Below are 20,375 nucleotides of genomic sequence, written 5' to 3'. Positions count from 1 at the left end.
CAGTTCGAAGTTATCCACAGGGGCGTCCGCGAAGATCGGCGAACTTGAGTAAAATTGCCGGTGGCGGAGGCCCCCGGGGAGGGTGGGCTGGACCGGCGTGATGATCATGGGGAAGGGGCTGCCGGCTAGACCTCGGAGAGCCGCCGCCCCGCTTCACGGCAAGCGGTCAGCACCGCCCGCGCATAGCTGGGCGACGCCCCGCTCAGCCCGCAAGCAGGCGTGATCACCACTTGGCGCGGCAGCAGCCCCGGCGCGAAGGCGAGCCGCTTCCACAGCGTGCCGACCCGGTCGGCCACCTTCTTGCCGTCGATCCCGCCCGCCGGCGGGGTGGTCGGCGCCGCTCCCGCGAACAACCCGAGACCGGCTTCGAGCATCTCCCCCAGCGGGTCGAGATCTTTCAGCAGCGACAGGTCGAGTGCCACGGCCGCCGCCCGGGCGTCGAGGAAGACCTGCAGCGGCACGTCGGGGGCGCAGCAGTGTGCGATCACCGGCACGCCGACGGCTTCGACGACCGTTCGCAGGGCCGAGGCGGCGTCGGGGCCGGGCACGGCCCGGTAGGCGCCCAGCCCGCTTTCGGTGGGCACCCGCCCGGCCAGCACGGCGGGCAGTGACGGCTCGTCGAGCTGGAGCAGGAGCTCGGCCCGGGGCAGGCGTTTGCGCAGGTCGTCCACGTGCCGCCGGAGGCCTTCGGCCAGCGAGTCGGTAAGGTCGCGGACCGCTCCGGCGTCGCGCAGCAGCCGGCCGCCCATGGGCCGGTCGATCGAGGCGGCCAGCGTCCACGGGCCGGCCGTCTGCACTTTGAGCGGCCCCGCGTATTTCTCGCCCTGTTCGGTGAGCTGGTCGAGGTCGCGTTCGAGCAGGTCGGCCGTGACCCGCATGTCTTTGCCGGGGCGGGGCGCGACCTGCCAGCGCCCGGCGTAGAGCTGCACCGACAGGTCGATCAGGAACCCGGCGCTGCGTCCGATGATGTCGGCGCCGGGGCCGCGACCGGGCAGTTCGGCCAGGTGGGGCAGGTCGGGCAGTTCGCCCAGGACGATGCGCTGGGCTTCGGCGATGTCGGTGCCGGGCAGCGACCCGATGCCCGTAGCCGACCCGGGCCGCCAGGGGAAGTCAGGCACGCGGAGCCGTCCGAGAAGAGCCGGGGAAGTCAGGCACGTGAGGCCGTCCAAGAAGAGCCGGGGAAGTCAGGCACGTGAAGCCGTCCAAGAAGAGCCGGGGAAGTCAGGCACGTGAGGCCGCCAGCGGGGCCGCCGCCGTGATCGTCGCCGAGCCCAGCACCACGTCGCCTTCGGGTGAGCGCTGGTAGGCCACGATCGCCTGGCCGGCCGCGACACCGCGGGCCGGGGTGGTCAGCCGGGCGGTCAGCGTGTCGCCGTCGACGGTGACCGTGGCCGGGTAGACCTCGCCGTGGGCCCGCAGCTGCACTTCGCATTCGAGCGGTGACGCAGCGCCGTGCCAGATGACCTTGGTCGCGGTCACCTCGCTGACTTCAAGGTCTTCGCGGGGGCCGACGGTCACCGTGTTGGTCACCGGGGTGATCGACAGCACGTAGCGGGGGCGGCCGTCGGCTGCGGGGACGCGCAGGTCGAGACCCTTGCGCTGGCCCACCGTGAACCCGTAGGCGCCGTTGTGCCCGCCGAGGCGTTCGCCGGTGCGGCCGTCCACGATGTCGCCGGGCGCGTCGCCCAACTTGCCGCGCAGGAAGCCCTGGGTGTCGCCGTCGGCGATGAAGCAGATGTCGTGCGAGTCGGGCTTGTCGGCCACGGCCAGCCCGCGCCGGGCCGCCTCTTCGCGCACCTGGGCCTTGGTCGAGTCGCCGAGCGGGAAGACCGCGCGGTCGAGCTGGGCCCGGGTGAGCACGGCCAGCACGTACGACTGGTCCTTGCCCTCGTCGACGCTGCGGCGCAGCAGCCCGTCGGCCCCGAGGCGCGCGTGGTGGCCGGTGACGACGGCGTCGAAGCCGAGCGCGACGGCCCGGTCGAGCACCGCCTCGAACTTGATCTTCTCGTTGCAGCGCAGGCACGGGTTGGGGGTGCGGCCGGCCGAGTATTCCGCCACGAAGTCGTCGACGACGCTGGCCTGGAACTGTTCGGCCATGTCCCACACGTAGAAGGGGATGCCGATCACGTCGGCGGCGCGGCGCGCGTCGCGGGAGTCTTCCAGCGTGCAGCAGCCGCGGGCGCCGGTCCGGTAGGTCTGGGGGTTGCGCGCCAGCGCCAGGTGCACGCCGGTGACGTCGTGGCCGGCGGCGTGGGCGCGCGCGGCGGCGACGGCGGAATCGACGCCGCCCGACATGGCCGCTAGAACTCGCATGACTCCCAGCCTAACGGGGTGTTTTCCAGGCGGTGGCACGGCGGGCGCGCTCGACGGCGCCGGGCAGCGCGGCCAGCAGTGCGTCCACGTCGTGCGTCGTGCTGGTGTGCCCGAGCGTGAAGCGCAGCGAGGAGCGGGCCCGGTCGTCGTCGGCACCCATGGCCAGCAGCACGTGACTGGGCTGGGCCACCCCGGCCGAGCAGGCCGAGCCGGTCGAGCAGCAGACCCCCTGCGCGTCCAGGAGCAGCAGCAACGCGTCGCCTTCGCAGCCGGGGAAGCTGAAGTGCGCGTTGCCGGGCTGCCGGTCGGCCGGGTCACCGTTGAGGATCGCGTCGGGCACGGCGGCGCGGACCCGGCGCACGAGTTCGTCGCGCAGGGCGCCGATCCGTTCCGCGTACGCGGCCTGGCTCTTGACTGTGATCTCGACCGCAGTGGCGAAGGCGGCCACCCCGGCCGTGTCGAGGGTGCCCGACCGCACGTCGCGTTCCTGTCCGCCGCCGTGCAGCAGCGGGGTGCAGGCCACGTCGCGGCCGAGCAGCAGCGCGCCGACGCCGACCGGGCCGCCGACCTTGTGCCCGGTGACCGTCATGGCCGCGGCGCCGCTGGCGGTGAAGTCGACCGGCACCTGCCCGACGGCCTGCACGGCGTCGGTGTGGAACGGCACTCCGGCCGCGGCGGCCACGCGCGCGAGCTCGGCCACGGGCTGGATCGTGCCGACCTCGTTGTTGGCCCACTGCACGCTGATCACGGCGATCTCTTCCCCGTACGCCTGCAGCAGCTCGGCCAGCGCGGCCGGGTCGACTCGCCCTGCGCCGTCGACCGGCAGCCAGCTGAGCTGGGCGCCTTCGTGCGTGCCGAGCCACTCGGCGGCGTCCATGACGGCGTGGTGCTCGACCGCGGAGGCGACCACGCGGCTGCGGTTGAGCGAGCCGGCCCGCCGGGCCCAGAAGATGCCCTTGACGGCCAGGTTGTCGGCTTCGGTGCCGCCGCTGGTGAAGATCACCTCGGAGGGCCGGGCGCCGAGGGCGGCCGCGATGCGTTCGCGCGACTCCTCGACCAGGCGCCGGGCGCGTCGCCCGGCCGCGTGCAGGGACGACGGATTACCGGCCTCGCGGGCCGCCGCAACATATGCCGCCAGCGCCTCGTCGAGCATCGGCGTGGTCGCAGCGTGATCCAAGTAGGCCATCAGTCCCCAAGCTTATGCCTCGGTCCGCCCACGACGAACGGCCCGGCGCTGAGCACCGAGCCGTTCGTCACATAGGCGGAACCTACTTACGCTTACGGATCTCGTCGGCCGCCTGCGGGATGATCTTGAACAGGTCGCCGACCACGCCGTAGTCGGCCAGCTCGAAGATCGGGGCCTCGGGGTCCTTGTTGACCGCGACGATCGTCTTGCTGGTCTGCATGCCGGCCCGGTGCTGGATCGCGCCGGAGATGCCCAGCGCCACGTACAGCTGCGGGGAGACCGTCTTGCCGGTCTGGCCGACCTGGAACTGGTGCGGGTAGTAGCCGGAGTCGACGGCCGCGCGGGACGCGCCGACGGCACCGCCGAGCAGGTCGGCCAGCTCCTCGACCAGCTTGAAGTTGTCGGCGTTGCCCACGCCGCGGCCGCCGGAGACGACGATGCCGGCCTCGGTCAGCTCGGGGCGCGAGCCTCTCTGCTCGACGACCCGCTCGACCACCTTGGTCAGCTTGTCGGTGTCAGCCACGTCGACCTCGATCGACGAGACGGCGGCGTCGACCGGCGACGCCGACGGGGTGACCGAGTTGGGGCGGATCGTCACGATCGGCAGGCCCTTGGTGACCTTGGACTTGACGATCCCGGAGCCGGCGAAGACGGCCTGCGTGGCGGTGCCGTCGGCGGCCACCTCGACAGCGTCGGTGAGCAGCCCGTTGTCGAGCTTGACGGCCAGCCGCCCGGCGATCTCCTTGCCCTCCTGGGTGGAGGCCAGCAGCACCGCCGCGGGCTGCTTCTCCCGTACGAGGCCGGCCAGCACGGCCGCCTTGGGAGCCACCAGATAACCGTCGACGTCGTCACCGGAGGCGACGTAGACCTTCTCGGCGCCATACTCGCCGAGCTTGGCCGTGTCGGCCTCACCGAACACGACCGCCGAGACCGAGCCGAGCCCGCGGGCGATGGTCAGCATCTCCAGCGTGACCTTCTTGACGCCGTTCTCGACGACAACCAGCACTTCAGCCATGATTTCCTCTCCCCCGGCTCAGACGAACTTCTCGGTGGCGAGGTACGCGACCAGCTGCGTGCCGCCGTCGCCCTCGTCGGTGACCTTCTGCCCGGCCGAGCGCGGCGGGCGCGGCGCGAACTCGAGCACGGCGCTGGTTGCTCCGGCCGTCCCGACCTCGTCGGGAGAGATGCCGAGGTCGGCCAGCGAGAGCGCCTGCACCGGCTTCTTCTTCGCGGCCATGATGCCCTTGAAGGACGGGTACCGCGGCTCGTTGATGGTGTCCCACACGCTGACGACGGCCGGGGTGGCCGCGGTGACCACCTCGTAGCCCTCGTCGGTCTGGCGCTCGATCGTCAGCTGCGAGCCGTCCACGGTGAGCTTGCGCGCGCCGGTCAGCGCGGCGATGCCCAGCCGCTCGGCCAGCATGTGCGGCAGCACCTGGACCCGGCCGTCGGTCGACTCGGCCCCGGCGATGATCAGGTCGGCGTTGAGGGTCTTGAGCGCCTCGGCCAGCACCTTGGAGGTGGCGACGGCGCACGAGCCGTGCAGCGCGTCGTCGGAGACGTGCACGGCCTTGTCGGGGCCCATGCTCAGCGCCTTGCGGATGGACTCGGTCGCACCGGCCGGGCCCATCGTCAGGACGGTGACCTCGCCACCGTGCGCCTCTTTGAGCTTCAAGGCTTCCTCGATGGCGTACTCGTCCATCTCGTTGATGACATTGTTCGCCGATGCGCGTTCGACCGTGTTGTCGGCGCTCAGCGTGCGCTCGGCACCGGAGTCGGGCACCTGCTTGACCAGTACGACGATATTCATCGCGCTCCTACGACCTCCTGTTGTGAACGCACCGTTGCGACCGGACGCCTCCCGATAGGTTACCCGTCGGTAGCTTAGGCGTCGTCGGCCACGAAGAGTGACTCACCTCACCCATATCGACCGTCGAATGGCTACAGTCGGTGCAGGGAGGTGTACGAAATGTCCGGCCCTACCACTCCGCTGGCGGACGGGTTGCTTCCGTCCGCCTCACATCGTCTACCACGCGGCCCCGGCATGGTGCTGGAGACCCATGGCCGAGTGGACCCCGACTCACCGTGGTGCAAGTGCGGTCATCTGCGCGAGGCCTGCGTGAGTGACGAAGTCCGCACCCTGTGGGCCGACCTTCTGCACCCCACGGGTCAATAATCGCTCTGTGTTCGGTGGCCTGCGGCAGTGGATCGACCCGGAGAAGACGCCCACGGTCGGCCGCGCCCCCGACTACCGGTTCTCCCTCGCCAACGAGCGCACGTTCCTGGCCTGGATCCGTACGGGCCTGGCGCTGGTCGCGGGCGGGCTCGGCTGCGCCCAGTTCCTGCCGCCGCTGCCGATCACCTATCTCCGCGAGATCATCGCCGTCGCGCTGCTCGTGCTGGGTGGGATCGTGGCGCTGCGGGCGGTCGACCACTGGGCCCGCACCGAACGGGCCATGCGGCTCGGTGAGGAACTGCCCGGCTCGAAGTTCCCCGCCCTGCTGGCCGTGATCGTCGCGCTCGGCGCGCTGCTGCTGATCGTGGCGGTCCTGCTGCAAAGTCCGCGATGACGCACCCACCGCCCGACCTGGGCGCGTCAGCCGAGCGCACCCGGCTCGCCTGGCGACGCACGACCCTTTCGGCGGGCGTCCTCGTGCTGCTGGCCGCCCGCCCCGCCTTCGGCCCCGGCGCCGGGCCCGGGCAGTGGATCGCCGCGGCACTGGCCGGTCTCGGCTGGTCGGCGCTGGTCGCCCTGGCCTACCGCCGGGCCCGGGCCCTGCGCCGCCACCCGCCGTTCCCCGGCCGGCGCTCGATCACCGCGTACGCCCTGACCACCGTCGCTCTCGCGGTGCTCGCGGGGGTCATTGTCACGCTCTGATCGTCGCCGGAACGCCCGGCGCGCGTCATCATTGCCTCATGGTCCGGTTGTTCATCTTCTTGGCTGCCGTGCAGCTGGTGCTCTTCGTGCTGGCGCTGATCAGCTGTTTGTCGGCCGCTCGCGTCCGCAACGCCCCCCGCGTGGTGTGGGTGCTGGTGATTCTTCTCATCCCCCTGCTGGGCCCGCTCGCGTATTTCGTCTGGGGACGCCCGCGCCCGGCGCCTGTCGAGGGCGGGATCGTGCGCAGGCGTCCCGCTCCGGCCTCGCCGGACGACGACGCCGACTTCCTCCGCTCGGTCGACACCGAGCAGTCGAAGCGGGATCGCGAAATGCTCGCCCAGTGGGAAAAGGAACTAAACAACCGCGAGGAGGACAAGCCCTGAGGGCCGGCTACGCCAAGTTCGACGAGCGCGGGTAGGCGTCGCCGGGGTCGGTCAGCACGTTGACCAGGTAGGGCACCCCGGCAGCGAAGGCACGCTCCAGGGCCGGGCCGATCTCAGCCGCCTTCTCGACCGTCTCCCCCGCGCCGCCCAGCGCCTTGACCACGTCGTCGTAGCGCAGCCCCGGCTGCAGATCGGCCGCGACGTCGTAGCCGTACATGGCCTGCATGGGGTGCTTCTCCAGGCCCCAGATGCCGTTGTTGCCGACCACCATGACGACCGGAAGTCCCTGCCGGACCAGGGACTCGGCGTCCATCAGGGAGAAGCCGGCGGCCCCGTCGCCCATCAGCACGCAGATCTGCCGGTCGGGATAGGTCACCCGGGCCCCCATCGCGTAGCCCATGCCGGTGCCGAGACACCCGTACGGGCCGGGGTCGAGCCACGTGCCAGGCTGCGCGGGCTCCAAATACCTTCCCGCGTACGAGACGAAGTCGCCGCCGTCACCGATGGTGACCGCGTCGGACGCCAGGACCTTGCGCAGCTCGCCGTAGATGCGGGCCGGCTTGATCAGGTCGGTCTCGGCCGCCATGGCCTCGGCGTCGCGCGCCTTGGCCGCGTCCTCGGCCGAGCGCAAGCCCGAGATCCACTCCGCGTGATCGGCCCGGTCACCCGTGTAGTCGGCGATCGCGGCCAGGATGCGCCGCAGATCGCCCGCGGGTGAGACGACCGGCTCGACGTGGGTGGCGCGCTGGCTCGGCGCGTCGACGATGTGCACCACCCGCGCCTCGGCGAACTCGCCGAAGCCGAGCCGGAAGTCCAGCGGGGTGCCGATCACGCAGACCACGTCGGCCTCGTTGAGCGCGGGCCGGCGCGCCTTGGCGAAGGCCAGCGGATGCGTCGGCGGCAGCGCGCCCCGGCCCATGCCGTTGGTGAACACCGGCACCTGGAGCGCCTCGGCGGCCGCCCGCAGTTCGGCGATCGCATCGCCGCCCCACACGTCGGACCCCGCGATGATCACAGGCCGGTGGGCCGTGGCCAGCAGCGCGGCGGCCTTCGCGACCTCGTCGGGGTCGGCCTCGAGCACCGGGACGGCCGGCTCGCCCGGGGTCGCGGCCTCGCCGCTGGAGAAGACCACCTCGAGCGGGATGTCGAGGAAGGCCGGACCGCGGTGGGCGGTCAGCGCCTCGGTCAGGGCCGCGCGCACCTCACCGGCGATCGCGTCGGTGTCGCCCACCGTGGCCGCGTACTTGGTGATCGGGGCGACCAGCGGCACGTGGTCGAACTCCTGCAGGCTGCCCGAGCCCCAGCGGAAGGCGGGCGCCCGGCCACCCAGCACGAGCACCGGCGAGGCGTTGAAGAACGCGCTGGTCAGGCCGGAGATGCCGTTGGTCACGCCGGGGCCTGCGGTGAGCACCGCGAGGCTGGGCCGGCGCTGCAGCTTGGCCACCGCCTCGGCGGCGAAGACCGCGGTCTGCTCGTGGCGGACGTCGTAGATCGGGAAGTCGGTCTTGTGCGCCGCGTCGTACAGCGGGAACACGTGCCCGCCGGAGAGCGTGAACATCTCGTTCACCCCGAACGCGCGCGCCGCGGCCAGCGCCAGCTCGCCGCCGTGCCCCTCGATCACTTCTGCCATCTCTTGCAGCTCCTCAGCCTCGTCGCCGGTGTAGGCGCACGTTACCCGTGAGTCACCTCAGAAACCGAGAAGGCTTCGGATCTCTTCGTAAAGGTTTTCCGCGTCGACCAGGATCGACTTGCCGTTGCCGTAGCCGTACGCGATAACCAGCGCGGCCAGCGGGACCAGGATCATGATGGCCACGCTCAACAGGACCTGCAGCGTCCGCAGGAACCCGCCGCGCTTCTTGGTGCGCCGCACAGCCTGCGAGACCTGCGGCTGAGGGCGCGGGCGGGAGATCGGCGGGCGGGACGGCGAGACCGGCCGCGACGAGATCGGGCGGACCGCGGCCATGCCGTGCGAGGACGACGGCGGTGACGACGAGACCGGGGGCATGGAGATCGAGGGCTCGAATTTCGGTTTCGGCGTGGGCACTGTCGCGTGCGGGTCCGGCACCCAGCCGTGGTCGGCGTCGGGCCACGGGTCGACCGCGGGCTGCAGGCCCGTCGTGCCGGGCACGCGCACGGTCGCGGTGGCGACCCGTACGGTGGCCGTCTCGGCCCGCCCGGTGGAGACCAGCCGCAGCTCCGAGGTCGGGCCGGGGGCGGCTGCCCCGGTGGCCAGCATCGCCGCGTCGGCCAGGATGCTGCCCTCGGCCACCACCAGCTCGGGCTGCTCGATCACCACCGGGGCCTCACCCAGCTCGCGGTGCAGCAGCGTGGCCACCAGGGGGATCCGGCTGGCCCCGCCGACCAGGAAGACGCCGGCCAGGCGCCCCTCGGGCAGCGCGGCCCAGTCGAGCAGGCCCTTGGTGACGCGGACGGTCTGCTCGAGCACCGGGCGGGCCAGCTTCTCGAGCTCGTCACGGGTGAGGTGCACCTCGGTGTCGAGCAGCGGCACCACGAAATCGGCCGACTGGGCCCGGGAGAGGCGCTCCTTGGCGATCCGCACCTCCTCCCAGAGCTGGCGCTGGGCCCGCCGTTCCTGCGCCGTCGTCGGCTCCAGCAGCCGCTGCCAGTCGTCGGTGCGCAGGTGCTCGACGATGGCCGCGTCGACGTCGAGACCGCCGATGTCGTCGCGCCCGTCGATCGCCATGACCTCGAAACCCGAGGCCGTACGGGCGACCACGCTCGCGTCGAACGTGCCCGCGCCGAAGTCGTGCACCACCACGACCGAGCCGATCGGCACGTCGCGGCCGAGCACCTCGGCGAAGTAGGTGGCCGCGGCGACCGGCTCGGCGACCAGGCGGGCGTTGGTCAGCCCGGCCCGGGCGGCGGCCTCGGCCAGCAGCGAACGGCGGGTCGCGCCCCAGGTGGCGGGGCAGGTCAGGGTGACGTCGGGCAGCACCGGGCCGACCGCGCGATGCCACTCCTCGGCCACCCGGGCCAGCACCGCCGCGATCAGGTCGACGACCGGGAACTCCTGCTCGCCCAGCAGCACCGTGCCGTCGTCGATGCGGCGCTTGGGGTTGGGCTCGAAGCGCACCGGGTCGAGCCGGGCGCTGTGCACGGCGTCGCGACCGACCACGAGCGCGCCCCCGGTCTCGGCGTAGACGGCCGAGGGCAGCAGCGGCGAGCCGTCGACCAGGATCGGGCGCGCGCGGCCGTCGGGCCAGCGCGCCACCGCGACGGTGTTCGAGGTGCCGAAGTCCACGCCGAGAGCATGCCGTTTCGGCTCACCTTGGTCGATGGCCATGCCCTGAGTCTAGGGGGTACCCGCCGTTACACGATCTTCCAGCGCGGCCCGTGCCGCCAGTCGCGCACGCAACGCACGAGGTCGCCCTCCGCGGTTCGCCCGTAAGAGCCCACGGGGTGGCATTCGTCCCCCACCCGTACGGGATCTTGCACAACTCCCGGTGACGCCGAGGGCACCGGCGACGAAGCCGGTGAGCTGGGCAACAGCGGAGTCTTCGGAGTGGAGGGCGACGGCACGGGCGGCACCGGTGGCACCATCGCCGGGTCGTCCGGCGGCGCCAGGATCGGCTCCGGGCTGGCAGCCGGCGGCGCGGGAGCGGCGGACGTGCTGCGGACCGGAGCCGGCCGCGCGGAGGAGACCACTGACGGTTGGCGGGACTGCCGGGTGGCCGAGATGGCGCTGCGCGACGGAGGCGGCGCGGAGGCGGCGGTGGTGGTCAGCGGCGGGATCGCGAGCTGGTCGACCACCGGCGCACCGGGCGGGCGGGCCGGCTCGGGCCGGTGCCGGCCCAGCGTGAGCCAGCCGATCAGCGCGCACAGCATCGCCTGGCCGACGACCAGCGCAACGGCCATGCGAACGGTGCGGCGCACCCTGCGCGTGACCGGAACCGGTTCCACAATGTCGGACTTTATGGCAAGGGATCGATATGGTCGAGACCTAACGCCCCGTAAATGTGGGCTTACGCTTCTCGACGAACGCCGTGGTGCCCTCGATCCGGTCGTCGGTGGCGAACAGGCCGGCGAACAGCTGCGACTCCAGGGCCAGCCCGGAGGCGAGGTCGGTGTTGAGGCCGCCGTCGATCGCCAGCTTCGCGGCCCGCAGAGCCAGGGACGGACCCGACACGTACGGCTGGACGAGCGCGAGCGCCGTGGCGTGGACCTCGGCCGCGGGGACGACCCGGTCGGCCAGCCCGATGCGCAGCGCCTCCTCGGCGTCGACCATGCGGCCCGAGAAGATCAGATCCTTGGCGCGGGCCGGGCCGATCAGCCGGGCGAGCCGCTGGGTGCCGCCCGCGCCGGGGATGATGCCCAGCTTGATCTCGGGCTGGCCCAGTTTCGCGTCGTCCGCCACCACCCGCCAGTCGCAGGCCAGGGCCAGCTCGCAGCCGCCGCCCAGGGCGTAACCCGTGATCGCGGCGACGACCGGCTTAGGGATCCGGGCCACGGCGTCGAAAGCACTGGAGAGCGCGGCCGCGCGCACGGCCATCTCGGGGTAGCCGACCTTGGTGAACTCGGTGATGTCGGCGCCCGCGGCGAAGACCTTCTCGCCGCCGTAGACGATGACCGCCTTGACCTGCTCGTCCGTGGTGGCGGAATGCGCGGCGGCCCGCAACTCTTCTTGAAGCTGCGTGTTGAGCGCGTTCATCGGGGGACGATCCAACCGGATCGTGCCGATGCCGTCGGTAGTCTCCACCGTCACGAACTCACCCACGCCGCGCCTCCCTGACTCTTGGTTCAGGTCAGCCTACGACGGGTAACCCAGATGAAGATGACCACCTACTACCGGGATCCGGACGTGTGGATCACCTCCACCGGTGTCCGGATGTACGGACGCGACATGCGCCTGGAGGAATTGCTCCAGGTGTGGCACACGCGCGGCCGCCGTTCCTGGGGCACGATCGCGGGCCGGGGCGCGGTCGGGCTGGCCATCCTCGTTCCGCTCGTCGTCGGGTTGCTGGCCGTCGCGGTCGCGCTGGTCATCGACGCCTCCACCGCCACCACGATCGCCCTGGCCGGTGGTGGCGTGCTGGTCGGGCTGGCCACCGCGCCGCTGGCCGACGTGCTGCTGGAACGAGTCGACCGGTCGTACGACCGGGGCAGCCGGGTCCGGGAGATCTGGGCGCGCACCGCCGAGGGCGACGTGCTGCTGCTCAGCACCCCTGACGCGGCCCGGTTCGGCCGCATCTACCGAGCCCTGCAACGCGCGCTGGAACCTGCTACTCGCCGGTAATATGCGACGCGTGAAAAAGGATGCCGTCGCCTTGGCCACGCTGCTGGCCACCACGGGAGTGCTGCACTTCGCCGTGCCGCGCCCGTTCGACTCGATCGTGCCGCGTTCGCTGCCCGGCCGCCGCCGCACGTGGACGTACGTGAGCGGCGCGGCCGAGCTCGCCGTGGCCGCGGCCATCGCCCACCCGCGGACACGCAAGCTCGGCGCGACGGCGGCCGCGGCGCTTTTCGTCGGCGTCTTCCCGGCCAACGTGAAGATGGCCGTGGACTGGCGCAACGCCTCCCCGGCGAAGCGCGCGATCGCCTTCGGACGGCTGCCGCTGCAGGTGCCGCTGGTGCTCTGGGCCCGCCGCGTGGCCCGCTGATCGTCCGACTTTCCATAAACCGGCGTCCTGACAATCGCCGGTCGGTGACGATGCAAAGACCATGAAAGCAACCCAGGTGCGGCCGACCGGCGTGGAACGCTCATTCGGCGCGGACGAGATCATCGTGACGAAAACCGACCCGCGCGGCATCATCACGTACGCCAACGAGGTGTTCCTGCGCACCTCGGCGCTCACCGAGGACGAGGCCGTCGGGCAGCCGCACAACCTGATCCGTCATCCGGACATGCCGCGAGCCATCTTCAAGCTGCTCTGGGACACCTTGGCCGAGCGCGAGGAGATTTTCGCGTACGTGGTGAACCTCGCCTCGGACGGCGCGCACTACTGGGTGCTGGCCCACGTGACGCCGTCGTTCACCCCCGACGGGCGGCTCGCCGGTTACCACTCCAACCGGCGGCTGCCGGAGCCCGCGGCGGTGCACGAGATCGGCCGCATCTACGCGCGGATCCGCTCGGCCGAGCAGCAGGGATCGGGCCGCTCGGCCGTCGACGCGGGCTGGCAGGCGTTGCTGGGCGAGCTGGGCGATCGCACGTACGACGAGTTCGTCTGGGGCCTCACCAACGGGGCCCGGCGATGACCGACGAAACCCTGAAACTGATCGCTGACGTCTGCCGGCAGGCCGCCGCGGGCGACCTCGAGGTGCGCCTGCCCTCGCTGGGCGAATCACCCGAGGCGATCGACGCCCGGGCCGCGCTGAACAACCTGCTCGACACCAGCGACGCGTTCCTGCGGGAGTCCGGCGCGGCGTCCGCGGCCGCCGCCGAGGCCCGCTTCCACCGCCGCATCCTGACTCGCGGCCTCCCGGGGGCGTTCCGCCACGCGGCCGACCAGATGACCGCCTCGTTCGAGGCCATGAAGGTCACCGCCGACCAGGTGGCCGAGGCCGCCTCGGCCCGCGTCGCGCTGGCCGACGAGCTGGAGTCGGCCGTGCTGACCGTCTCGGAGCAGGTGGCGACGGCGGCGACCGAGATGGGCGCGTCGGCCAACGGGCTGGCCGACTTCGCCCGCGAGGCGGTCAGCGAGGCCGAGCGCGGCCTGGCCACCGTGGAGTCGCTGCGGACCGCGTCCGACCAGATCCGTACGGCGGTCGACCTGATCAACCAGGTGGCCAAGCAGACCCGGCTGCTCGCGCTGAACGCGACCATCGAGGCAGCCCGGGCGGGCGACGCGGGGCGCGGCTTCAGCGTGGTCGCGGGCGAGGTCAAGACGCTGGCCGCGGAGACCAGCTCGTCCAGCGACGAGATCATGGGGCAGGTCAACACCGTGCAGGAGGTCGCGCAGGACGCGGTGGCCGTGCTGGAGACGGTGACCAGCAGCATCCGCGAGATGAGCGGGCTGGTGAACGGCATCGCGACGGCGGTCGACGGCGGCGGCGCGCCCGGCACGGCCGGGCTCTCGCAACTGGCCGAGGTGCTGCGCTCCGAGGTGAGCCGGTTCGTGACGACGGCGCGGGCCTCGTAGCCGCGGCCACGCCTCAGCCCGTCCGGAGCGGCCCGCGCCTCAGCCTGCCCCTCGTCTCAGCCTGCCCGGAAGACCTCGTCGATCTCGTCGCGGGTGGGCAGCGCGTTGGAGGCGCCCATCCGGCGCACGCAGGCCGCACCGGCCGCGTTGGCCCAGTGCACCGCCTCGACCAGGTCGCGGCCCTCGCCCCAGGCCACGGCCAGCGCACCGGTGAAGGCGTCGCCGGCCGCGGTGGTGTCGGTGACCTCGACGCGGAACGCGGGCACGGTCTCGTCGCGGCCCTCCCGGTCGGCGTAGCGCGAGCCGCTGCCGCCCAGGGTCAGCACCACCCGCGGCACCAGGGCCAGCAGCCCGGGCACGTCGATCTCGGTGCCACCGGTCACGGCCAGCGCCTCGGTCTCGTTCACGACCAGCAGGTCGATGCAGGCCAGCAGCTCGTCGGGCAGGGCGCGGGCGGGCGCGGCGTTGAGGATCGTGCGGGTGCCGCCCGCGCGGGCCGCCCGCGCCGCCGCGACCACCGTCTCGACCGGGATCTCCTGCTGGCACAGCAGCACGTCGCCGGCGGCGATGGCGGCCTCCTCGGCGGCGGTCAGGCCGACGAACGCGTTGTTGGCCCCGGGCGCGACGAGGATCGCATTCTCGCCCTGGTGGTCGACCATGATGACCGCGACGCCGGACGCGCCGTAACTCGTGCGGACGTGCTGCATGTCGACGCCGGCGCCGTGCAGCCGGGCGTTCAGGTTGACCCCGAACGCGTCCGACCCGATCGCGCCCAGGAACACCGTGTGGCCGCCGGCCCGGGTGGCGGCGATCGCCTGGTTGGCGCCCTTGCCGCCCGGCATCATCAGGAAGTCGTCGCCGAGCACGGTCTCGCCCGGCCGGGGCAGGCGCGGGGCCAGCCCCACCAGATCCATGTTGGCGCTGCCGGCGACGACGATCCGCGGGGCCATGGGGGTCAGGCCGCCCGGGCCGCGTAACGGTCGCCGAACCGGTCGACGACCAGCGGCAACCCGAAGGTCTTGGACAGGTTGTCGGCCGTCATCACCTCGCCCAGCAGCCCGGCCGCGACGACCGTGCCCTCACGCAGCAGCAGGCCGTGCGTGAAGCCGGGCGGGATCTCCTCGACGTGATGCGTGACCAGCACCATCGCCGGCGAGTCGGGATCGAGGGCGAGCTCGGTCAGCCGGGCGATCAGATCCTCGCGGCCGCCCAGGTCGAGCCCGGCGCCCGGCTCGTCGAGCAGCATCAGCTCGGGGTCGGTCATCAGCGAGCGGGCGATCAGGGTGCGCTTGCGCTCACCCTCGGAGAGCGTGCCGAACTCGCGCTCGGCCAGCGCGCCCATGCCGAGCTGCTCGAGCAGCTGGCGGGCCCGGGCCACGTCCTGCGGGTCGTACTGCTCGCGCCAGCGGCCGACGACCGACCACGCGGCCGTGACGACGACGTCGACGACCCGCTCGTTCGGCGGCACGCTCTCGGCGAACTGCCCGGTGGCCAGGCCGATGCGGGTGCGCAGTTCGTTGATGTCGGTGCGGCCCAGGCGCTCGCCGAGCACCCACGCCGTGCCGCGCGACGGGTGCAGCCGGCCCGAGGCCAGGTTGAGCGCGGTGGTCTTGCCGGCGCCGTTGGGACCCAGGATCACCCACCGCTCGTCCAGCTCGACCTGCCAGGTCAGGCCGCGGACCAGATGGTTTCCGCCACGGATCACGCTGACCTGGTCGAAGGCGATGACTGTGTCTTCGTCGGGCGTTCGCACGCGTCCATCCAACCACGCACCGGTGCGGCGGCTCAGGCGGTGGTCGAACCGAACACCTCATCGCGTACGGCACCCAGCGCAGTGTGCAGAGCGCCGTGCAGGACGGGCTCGGCCTCCACCCCGGTGATCACCACTTTCGGGTTGACCAGCGTGATCGAGGCCACCTCGTTCTCGACCCGCGCGGCCAGTGCCGGCCCACCGGCCTGCGACACCTCACCGGCCAGCACGACCAGCGGCGGGTCGAGGACCACGCAGGTCGCCGCCACGCCCAGGGCCAGCCGGGCGGCCAGCTCGTCGAGCACCGGCTCGCCGGCCGGGCCCGCCTCGACGGCGTCGCGCACCACGTCGGCCCCCTCCACACCGCGGAAGCCGTACTTCTTGCCGATCGCCTTGACCGCGTCGGCGCCCGCGATGCTCTGGAACGCGCCCCGCACCCCGCCCTTGGTCGCCTTGCGGCCCGGATGCCGGGGTACCTCGGCGCCGGCCACGGGCAGGAAGCCGATCTCGCCCGCCGCGCCCGTGCTGCCCTGATGCAGGCGGCCGTCGATGACGCTGGCCAGACCGACGCCACGGCCGGCCCAGATCAGCACGAAGTCCTTGACGCCCGCGGCCGCCCCGGTGGTCGACTCGGCCACGGCGGCCATGTTCACGTCGTTGCCGAAGACCACCGTCGTGCTCAGGTCGCGGCGCAGGTCGTCGAGCAGTCCGCGGTGCCAGCGGGGCAGGTCCCAGGCGAAGGAGATCTCGCCGCTCTCCGGGTCGACCAGGCCGGGGGTCCCCAGCACGACCCGGCGTACGGAGGTCATGTCGGCGCCGGCGTCGGTCGCGGCCTGCACCACGGCGTTGTGCACCACGCCGACCGGGTCGTCGGTGTCCTTGGTGGACCGCTCGACCCGGCCGATGATCGAGCCGGTGATGTCGGCACAGGCCGCGACCACCCGATCGGGGCCGACGTCGACGCCGATCACGTGGGCGCTGCCGGGCGTCACCGCGTACAGCTGGGCGTTGGGACCGCGGCCGCCCGCCTGCTCGCCGACCCGCCGCACGAGGCCGCGCTGCTCCAGACGCTCCACCAGCTGGGACGCGGTGACCTTGCTCAGCCCGGTCATCTCACCGAGCTGGGCCCGGGTCAGCGGACCCCGGTTGAGCAGCAGTTCCAGCGCCGCGCGGTCGTTCAGCGCGCGCAGCAGCCGGGGCGTGCCCGGAAGGCGGGTGGAGGCCATAGCAGGATCCTCTACTTTTTAGGATAGTTTCCTATTAGATTAGCGGCGCCCCTGTATCGGGCCCGACACCGAGCGATCATGGCAGCTCGCGGGGTGCACAGACCAGACTTGCGTCACCGGAAGGACATCATGGCGATCGACCCCGCACTCCGCCGCCTCGCCCTCGGCACCCTGCTGGCGGCCTTCAAAGGTGGGAACGCTCCCGGCTGGGCCGTAACCCTGCTGGGCGAAGGATTGGCAGGCCACACCCTCTTCGGCACCAACGTGACGGACCCCGCCCAGGTGGCCGCGCTGACCGCGCGGCTGCGCGAGGGCCGCCCCGACGCGCTGATCGCGATCGACGAGGAGGGCGGCGACGTCACCCGGCTCGCGCACCGCACCGGGAGCCCCTACCCCGGCAACGCGGCGCTCGGCGCGGTCGACGACCTCGACCTCACCCGCGCGGTGTACACGGCAATCGGCGGCGACCTGGTCGCGGCCGGGGTGAACCTCGACCTGGCCCCCACCGTCGACGTCAACACGGCCGACGACAACCCGATCATCGGCACCCGCTCCTTCGGCGCCGACCCGTTGCTGGTGGCGCGGCACGCGCGGGCCGCGGTCGACGGGCTGCAGTCGGCCGGGGTGGCCGCCTGCGCCAAGCACTTCCCGGGCCACGGCGCGACGGTCACCGACTCGCACCTTTCGCTGCCGACCGTCGACGTCACCCGCGAACTCCTCGAGACGCGCGACCTGCCGCCCTTCGCCGCGGTGGCCGGGGCGGCCAAGGCCGTCATGTCGGCCCACATCCGGGTGCCGGTGCTGACCGGCGACGACCCGGCCACCTTCAGCACGGCCGCGCTGCAGGACCTGCTGCGCTCGACGCTGGGCTTCGACGGCGTGATCGTGACCGACGCCCTCGAGATGGCGGGGGCCGCCGCGGCGGCCGGGGGCATTCCCCAAGCCGCCGTACGGGCCCTGACCGCGGGAGCCGACCTGCTCTGTATCGGCGCCGAGGTGACCCACGAGCTCGTGGAGGCCGTGGTCGCGGCGATCGTGGCCGGGGTGCCGGCGGCCCGGCTGGAGGAAGCCGTGGCCCGCAACACCGCCCTCGCCGCGTGGACGACCTCACCCCGGACGACCCCGGCCGTCGACGGCGACCTCGGGCTGGCCGCGGCGCGCCGCGCGGTGCGGGTCGAGGGCTCGCTGCACGACCTCTCGTCGCCCCTGGTCGTGCAGCTGGCCTCGGGCCACTCGATCGCCGAGGGCGTGGTGCCGTGGGGCCTGGCCCCGCACCTCGACGGGGTGGAGCAGGTCGAGGTGGTGGCCGCCTCCGCGTCGGCCGCGCAGCTGACGGCGCACGCGGGCGCACGGCCGATCGTGGTGGTGGGGCGGCACACCCACCGGCAGGAGTCGAACCGGGCCCTGATCGAGCAGCTCTCGGCCGCCCATACCGTGGGCGTCGTCGAGATGGGCTGGCCGTCGGCGTGGCGGCCGGCGCGGGCGCGGGCCTTCGTCACGACCCACGGCGCCAGCCTGGCCAACGGGCGGGCCGCCGCCGAGGCCCTGGGGCTCGCCGCGAACTAGCTCTGCGCTCTCTTCGGGCGGCCCGTCTCGTACGGGCCGCCCTTTCTTTCCGGTGTTTCCCGACTGCCACGTCTCGGCCTTTCCTGACTGCCACGTCACATCACTTGAACATGTTCAAGTAGACGGCTTACGCTGTCCTCGAAAGTTGAACACGTTCGAGAAAGGCGTTCCGATGGACCCGAAGGTCTGGATGTACCTGGTCTACCTGGCGGTGAGCATCGGGCTCACCGTCTGGGTGGCCACCACCATCTCGCGCAACGGCCTGGTCTTCCTGACCGACGTCTTCGCCGACGAGAAGCTGGCCCGGGCGATCAACCAACTGCTCGTCATGGGCTTCTACCTGCTCAACCTCGGCTACGTGACGGTCACCATGCGGTCGAGCCAGACGATCGCCGACACCAGCGAGGCCCTGGAGACCCTGTCCAGCAAGGTCGGTCTGGTCCTGCTGGTGCTCGGCGTCCTGCACTTCCTCAACGTGTTCTTCCTCGGCCGCTACCGCCGGGGACGCCTGCGCCAGCAGCAGACCGTGCCGCCGCTGCCGCCCGCGGGGCGCCTGCCGATGCACCCGCCGATGCCGCCGCAGGGCCCGCCGCCGGCGCGGGCATGACCACCACTGACGATGGCCCGGCCGGACGAGGGGGCGGCCGGGCCATCACCTCCTTCACCGTGCTCTACGACGGCGGCTGCCCGATCTGCCGGACGGCTCGTCAATGGCTTCAGGGGCGGGCCCAGCTCGTACCGCTGGAATTTGTGCCGGCCGGATCGCTCGAGGCCCGCCATCGGTTCCCGGGGCTCGATCACGCGGCGACCTTGCGGGACATCACCGTGATCGGGGACGAAGGCTCGGTCTACACCGGCGAGGGAGCGTGGGCGGCCTGCCTGTGGGCACTGGCCGACTATCGAGGGCTGTCGGAGCGGATGGGCTCGGGCGCGGCGCGGGCCTTCATCGCCGCGGCGTCGGCGGTCAGAGGCCGTACGCGGGACCTGGACTACGGTGACGGGTGTGACGACCGCTGCCTCTGAACCTGATCCCGCGGAAAAGCCCCGTCGGGCGCGGGGCGAGCAGACCCGTCAGCTGATCCTCGAGACGGCGCTGCGGTTGTTCCGCGAGCGGGGTTACACCGAGACGACCATGCGGGCCATCGCCAAGGAGGCCGGGGTCGCGGTCGGCAACGCCTATTACTACTTCGACTCCAAGGAACACCTGATCCAGGGGTTCTACGACCGCAACCAGACCGCGCACCGGGCGGCCGCCGAGCCGGTGCTGACGACCGAGAAAGAACTGGCGTCCCGGCTGCGCGGCGTGCTGCACGCGGGCATCGACGTCAACGAGCCGTACCACTCGTTCGCGGCGACGTTCTTCAAGTCGGCCGCCGAGCCGACGTCGCCGCTGAGCCCGTTCTCCAAGGAGTCGTCGCCGGCCCGTGAGGCCGCCATCGCGATCTTCCGCGAGGTGGTCGACGGCTCTTCGGCGAAGCTCGACCCCGAGTTGCGCAAGGAGTTGCCCGAGCTGCTCTGGCTGGGCTGGATGGGCGTGATCCTCTTCTGGGTGTACGACAAGTCGCCCGGCCAGCGGCGCACCCGGCGCCTCATCGACGGCGCGGTGCCGCTGATCGACCGGATGGTGTCGCTGTCGCGGCTGCGCGTGCTGCGGCCGGCCTTGCGGCAGGTGCTGGCCCTGATCGAGACGGTCCGTAAGGACGACTGATCACCGTCGGTAGCGCTCGATCATTATCACGGTGGGTAACTACGGTGTCGCCTTAGTACCTCAGTGTCCATCCTTATCCGGATCTGTCGCCTGAATCGCAGTGACCGAACGGCCATAAAGCGCACACAGGGCTTCCAGCGTGCGCCCGCCGGCACGTAGCGTCATGTTCGCAGGTGGGTCTGGGGACGTCGCGAATCAACTCGGCCTACGGGACCAGGTCGAGTCCTCGCGACGCAGACGGTGAGCCGGGCGCGGCAGTGGATTACGG

General features: G+C 72.1%; 23 protein-coding genes. 11 read left to right on the top strand and 12 right to left on the bottom strand.

Translation table 11 applies throughout. The features are described from left to right. Positions 1–125 precede the first annotated feature (125 nt). The 5 genes from BKA14_RS36515 to BKA14_RS36495 all read right to left on the bottom strand — a co-directional run bounded on the left by BKA14_RS36515 (position 126) and on the right by BKA14_RS36495 (position 5,309). Positions 126–1,118 (bottom strand): uroporphyrinogen decarboxylase/cobalamine-independent methonine synthase family protein, encoded by a 993-nt coding sequence (locus BKA14_RS36515; protein ID WP_184955303.1) that lies wholly within the window; start codon positions 1,116–1,118, stop codon positions 126–128. A 103-nt stretch (positions 1,119–1,221) separates the two neighbouring features. Then, positions 1,222–2,313: a tRNA 2-thiouridine(34) synthase MnmA gene (gene mnmA / locus BKA14_RS36510; RefSeq protein WP_184955302.1), complete on the bottom strand. Its 1,092-nt coding sequence runs from the start codon at positions 2,311–2,313 to the stop codon at positions 1,222–1,224. Between the two features lie 10 nt (positions 2,314–2,323). Next, positions 2,324–3,499 (bottom strand): cysteine desulfurase family protein, encoded by a 1,176-nt coding sequence (locus BKA14_RS36505; RefSeq protein ID WP_184955301.1) that lies wholly within the window; start codon positions 3,497–3,499, stop codon positions 2,324–2,326. An 82-nt stretch (positions 3,500–3,581) separates the two neighbouring features. Continuing rightward, entirely contained in the window at positions 3,582–4,514 is a 933-nt protein-coding gene (locus tag BKA14_RS36500; RefSeq protein ID WP_184955300.1) for an electron transfer flavoprotein subunit alpha/FixB family protein, read from the bottom strand. A gap of 18 nt (positions 4,515–4,532) precedes the next feature. Further along, complete coding sequence (locus BKA14_RS36495; RefSeq protein WP_184955299.1) at positions 4,533–5,309, bottom strand: electron transfer flavoprotein subunit beta/FixA family protein; 777 nt, start codon at positions 5,307–5,309, stop codon at positions 4,533–4,535. A gap of 373 nt (positions 5,310–5,682) precedes the next feature. On the opposite strand from BKA14_RS36495, the gene BKA14_RS36490 reads away from it, so the two are divergent. Genes BKA14_RS36490 through BKA14_RS36480 form a run of 3 tightly spaced genes read left to right on the top strand, consistent with a single transcriptional unit; the run spans position 5,683 to position 6,760 of the window. Then, entirely contained in the window at positions 5,683–6,069 is a 387-nt protein-coding gene (locus tag BKA14_RS36490; RefSeq protein ID WP_184955298.1) for a YidH family protein, read from the top strand. Continuing rightward, positions 6,066–6,377, top strand: coding sequence for a DUF202 domain-containing protein (locus BKA14_RS36485; protein ID WP_184955297.1), 312 nt, complete (start codon positions 6,066–6,068; stop codon positions 6,375–6,377). Before BKA14_RS36490 ends, BKA14_RS36485 begins: the two co-directional genes overlap by 4 nt. A gap of 38 nt (positions 6,378–6,415) precedes the next feature. Then, positions 6,416–6,760 (top strand): PLDc N-terminal domain-containing protein, encoded by a 345-nt coding sequence (locus BKA14_RS36480; RefSeq protein ID WP_184955296.1) that lies wholly within the window; start codon positions 6,416–6,418, stop codon positions 6,758–6,760. Positions 6,761–6,767: 7 nt separating this feature from the next. Here the strand turns inward: BKA14_RS36480 and BKA14_RS36475 are convergent, their stop codons facing one another. From BKA14_RS36475 to BKA14_RS36460, 4 genes are read right to left on the bottom strand one after another with little or no spacing between them, the layout of a single operon-like run. Further along, positions 6,768–8,390, bottom strand: a complete 1,623-nt coding sequence (locus tag BKA14_RS36475; protein WP_184955295.1) for an acetolactate synthase — start codon at positions 8,388–8,390, stop codon at positions 6,768–6,770. A 57-nt stretch (positions 8,391–8,447) separates the two neighbouring features. Continuing rightward, positions 8,448–10,064: an Hsp70 family protein gene (locus BKA14_RS36470; protein WP_184955294.1), complete on the bottom strand. Its 1,617-nt coding sequence runs from the start codon at positions 10,062–10,064 to the stop codon at positions 8,448–8,450. A gap of 26 nt (positions 10,065–10,090) precedes the next feature. After that, positions 10,091–10,681: a hypothetical protein gene (locus BKA14_RS36465; protein WP_184955293.1), complete on the bottom strand. Its 591-nt coding sequence runs from the start codon at positions 10,679–10,681 to the stop codon at positions 10,091–10,093. 40 nt (positions 10,682–10,721) lie between these two features. Further along, complete coding sequence (locus BKA14_RS36460; RefSeq protein ID WP_184955292.1) at positions 10,722–11,495, bottom strand: enoyl-CoA hydratase/isomerase family protein; 774 nt, start codon at positions 11,493–11,495, stop codon at positions 10,722–10,724. A gap of 51 nt (positions 11,496–11,546) precedes the next feature. Here BKA14_RS36460 and BKA14_RS36455 point away from each other — a divergent pair, with 51 nt between their 5' ends. The 4 genes from BKA14_RS36455 (at position 11,547) to BKA14_RS36440 (ending at position 13,857) form a co-directional block, all read left to right on the top strand. Further along, positions 11,547–12,014, top strand: a complete 468-nt coding sequence (locus BKA14_RS36455; protein ID WP_308441161.1) for a DUF6232 family protein — start codon at positions 11,547–11,549, stop codon at positions 12,012–12,014. 10 nt (positions 12,015–12,024) lie between these two features. Then, positions 12,025–12,378, top strand: a complete 354-nt coding sequence (locus BKA14_RS36450) for a DoxX family protein (RefSeq protein WP_438861930.1) — start codon at positions 12,025–12,027, stop codon at positions 12,376–12,378. Positions 12,379–12,439: 61 nt separating this feature from the next. After that, positions 12,440–12,973: a PAS domain-containing protein gene (locus BKA14_RS36445; RefSeq protein ID WP_184955290.1), complete on the top strand. Its 534-nt coding sequence runs from the start codon at positions 12,440–12,442 to the stop codon at positions 12,971–12,973. Further along, positions 12,970–13,857, top strand: a complete 888-nt coding sequence (locus BKA14_RS36440; RefSeq protein WP_184955289.1) for a methyl-accepting chemotaxis protein — start codon at positions 12,970–12,972, stop codon at positions 13,855–13,857. Before BKA14_RS36445 ends, BKA14_RS36440 begins: the two co-directional genes overlap by 4 nt. Positions 13,858–13,913: 56 nt before the next feature. On the opposite strand, the gene BKA14_RS36435 is transcribed toward BKA14_RS36440, so the two are convergent. Genes BKA14_RS36435 through BKA14_RS36425 form a run of 3 tightly spaced genes read right to left on the bottom strand, consistent with a single transcriptional unit; the run spans position 13,914 to position 16,833 of the window. Continuing rightward, positions 13,914–14,807, bottom strand: coding sequence for a ribokinase (locus BKA14_RS36435; RefSeq protein ID WP_184955288.1), 894 nt, complete (start codon positions 14,805–14,807; stop codon positions 13,914–13,916). Between the two features lie 5 nt (positions 14,808–14,812). Then, positions 14,813–15,646, bottom strand: a complete 834-nt coding sequence (locus tag BKA14_RS36430) for an ABC transporter ATP-binding protein (RefSeq protein ID WP_221478477.1) — start codon at positions 15,644–15,646, stop codon at positions 14,813–14,815. After that, entirely contained in the window at positions 15,643–16,833 is a 1,191-nt protein-coding gene (locus tag BKA14_RS36425) for an ROK family transcriptional regulator (RefSeq protein WP_184955286.1), read from the bottom strand. Before BKA14_RS36425 ends, BKA14_RS36430 begins: the two co-directional genes overlap by 4 nt. Positions 16,834–16,962: 129 nt before the next feature. Between BKA14_RS36425 and BKA14_RS36420 the strand changes: the two genes are divergently transcribed. From BKA14_RS36420 to BKA14_RS36405, 4 genes are all read left to right on the top strand, one after another. Next, positions 16,963–18,399: a glycoside hydrolase family 3 protein gene (locus BKA14_RS36420; RefSeq protein ID WP_184955285.1), complete on the top strand. Its 1,437-nt coding sequence runs from the start codon at positions 16,963–16,965 to the stop codon at positions 18,397–18,399. Between the two features lie 172 nt (positions 18,400–18,571). Beyond that, on the top strand, positions 18,572–19,006 hold the full coding sequence (locus tag BKA14_RS36415; protein WP_184955284.1) for a hypothetical protein: 435 nt from the start codon (positions 18,572–18,574) through the stop codon (positions 19,004–19,006). Continuing rightward, the gene (locus BKA14_RS36410) at positions 19,003–19,422 is read left to right on the top strand and encodes a thiol-disulfide oxidoreductase DCC family protein (RefSeq protein ID WP_184955283.1); all 420 of its coding nucleotides are present in this window, start codon (positions 19,003–19,005) and stop codon (positions 19,420–19,422) included. Before BKA14_RS36415 ends, BKA14_RS36410 begins: the two co-directional genes overlap by 4 nt. Continuing rightward, positions 19,403–20,107, top strand: coding sequence for a TetR/AcrR family transcriptional regulator (locus BKA14_RS36405; protein ID WP_184955282.1), 705 nt, complete (start codon positions 19,403–19,405; stop codon positions 20,105–20,107). The genes BKA14_RS36410 and BKA14_RS36405 overlap by 20 nt, the downstream gene beginning before the upstream one ends. Positions 20,108–20,375: the final 268 nt, after the last annotated feature.

The organism is Paractinoplanes abujensis (assembly GCF_014204895.1).
GTDB lineage: Bacteria > Actinomycetota > Actinomycetes > Mycobacteriales > Micromonosporaceae > Actinoplanes > Actinoplanes abujensis.
The sequence above is the reverse complement of the archived record's forward strand: the minus strand, read 5'-3'. Positions and strand labels throughout refer to the sequence as shown.

Excerpts from the sequence above, each read along its gene's own strand:
- BKA14_RS36425 (WP_184955286.1), bottom strand. The coding sequence starts at position 16,833 with ATGGCCTCCACCCGCCTTCCGGGCACGCCCCGGCTGCTGCGCGCGCTG.
- BKA14_RS36445 (WP_184955290.1), top strand. The coding sequence starts at position 12,440 with ATGAAAGCAACCCAGGTGCGGCCGACCGGCGTGGAACGCTCATTCGGC.
- BKA14_RS36435 (WP_184955288.1), bottom strand. The coding sequence starts at position 14,807 with ATGGCCCCGCGGATCGTCGTCGCCGGCAGCGCCAACATGGATCTGGTG.
- BKA14_RS36475 (WP_184955295.1), bottom strand. The coding sequence starts at position 8,390 with ATGGCAGAAGTGATCGAGGGGCACGGCGGCGAGCTGGCGCTGGCCGCG.
- BKA14_RS36455 (WP_308441161.1), top strand. The coding sequence starts at position 11,547 with ATGAAGATGACCACCTACTACCGGGATCCGGACGTGTGGATCACCTCC.
- mnmA (WP_184955302.1), bottom strand. The coding sequence starts at position 2,313 with ATGCGAGTTCTAGCGGCCATGTCGGGCGGCGTCGATTCCGCCGTCGCC.
- BKA14_RS36485 (WP_184955297.1), top strand. The coding sequence starts at position 6,066 with ATGACGCACCCACCGCCCGACCTGGGCGCGTCAGCCGAGCGCACCCGG.
- BKA14_RS36500 (WP_184955300.1), bottom strand. The coding sequence starts at position 4,514 with ATGGCTGAAGTGCTGGTTGTCGTCGAGAACGGCGTCAAGAAGGTCACG.
- BKA14_RS36505 (WP_184955301.1), bottom strand. The coding sequence starts at position 3,499 with ATGGCCTACTTGGATCACGCTGCGACCACGCCGATGCTCGACGAGGCG.
- BKA14_RS36415 (WP_184955284.1), top strand. The coding sequence starts at position 18,572 with ATGGACCCGAAGGTCTGGATGTACCTGGTCTACCTGGCGGTGAGCATC.
- BKA14_RS36410 (WP_184955283.1), top strand. The coding sequence starts at position 19,003 with ATGACCACCACTGACGATGGCCCGGCCGGACGAGGGGGCGGCCGGGCC.
- BKA14_RS36420 (WP_184955285.1), top strand. The coding sequence starts at position 16,963 with ATGGCGATCGACCCCGCACTCCGCCGCCTCGCCCTCGGCACCCTGCTG.
- BKA14_RS36470 (WP_184955294.1), bottom strand. The coding sequence starts at position 10,064 with ATGGCCATCGACCAAGGTGAGCCGAAACGGCATGCTCTCGGCGTGGAC.
- BKA14_RS36480 (WP_184955296.1), top strand. The coding sequence starts at position 6,416 with ATGGTCCGGTTGTTCATCTTCTTGGCTGCCGTGCAGCTGGTGCTCTTC.
- BKA14_RS36440 (WP_184955289.1), top strand. The coding sequence starts at position 12,970 with ATGACCGACGAAACCCTGAAACTGATCGCTGACGTCTGCCGGCAGGCC.
- BKA14_RS36495 (WP_184955299.1), bottom strand. The coding sequence starts at position 5,309 with ATGAATATCGTCGTACTGGTCAAGCAGGTGCCCGACTCCGGTGCCGAG.